1 protein-coding gene is annotated in these 572 nt (G+C 68.0%); it reads right to left on the bottom strand.

The window, feature by feature from the left end:
* The coding region (locus IEY79_RS37140) for a transposase (protein WP_189112063.1) at positions 1 to 572 on the bottom strand (572 nt) is incomplete at both ends.

Raw genomic sequence — 572 nt, 5'->3', positions numbered from 1 at the left:
GCATGGTGTTCGTCGTGCTGCCGTAACCGCAGTTCCCGGCGCTGGGCGGTGGGTGAGTTGATGCATTGCGCCCGGACGGGACAGGGACGGCAGTCGTTGACGGAGAACTGGACCCGGATCACCGGCAGACCCTGCTGGGAGAGCCGATTGCTCCAGGTTCTGCTGGTGCGGTCGCCGGGACAGGTAACCTGCCGTTGGTCCCAGTCGATCGTGAATGCCTCCTGGTCGTAGCCGCCCGCGGTGCCGCTCTGTGCGCTGGTGTTGGCCTGGACCGGCCCGTGCAGCGCGATGCCGTGCTCGCGTCGGCCCGCCGCGATCTGGGCGGCCGTGGGATAGCCGGCGTCGACCCAGTGCTCCTGCGGCAGGCAGTCCCGAGAGGCCAGGCCCGCGTGGATCTGCCGACTCATCGTGCTGTCGTGGACGGTGGAGATGGTGGTGGCCACGTTCGTGACCAGGTTGACGGCGCCGGGCTCGCAGGTCTCGGTGAGGTGAACCTTGTAGCCGTCCCAGACCATGTCGTTCTTCTTGCCGCCACGGGCCTCGGGGTCATAGGGAGTGACCAGGCGTGATGC

The sequence above is a fragment of the Streptomyces camponoticapitis genome (genome assembly GCF_014646115.1).
GTDB classification, from domain to species: Bacteria; Actinomycetota; Actinomycetes; order Streptomycetales; family Streptomycetaceae; genus Streptomyces; species Streptomyces camponoticapitis.
Note: the sequence above shows the minus strand (reverse complement) of the source record. Positions and strands in the feature narration are given on the sequence as shown.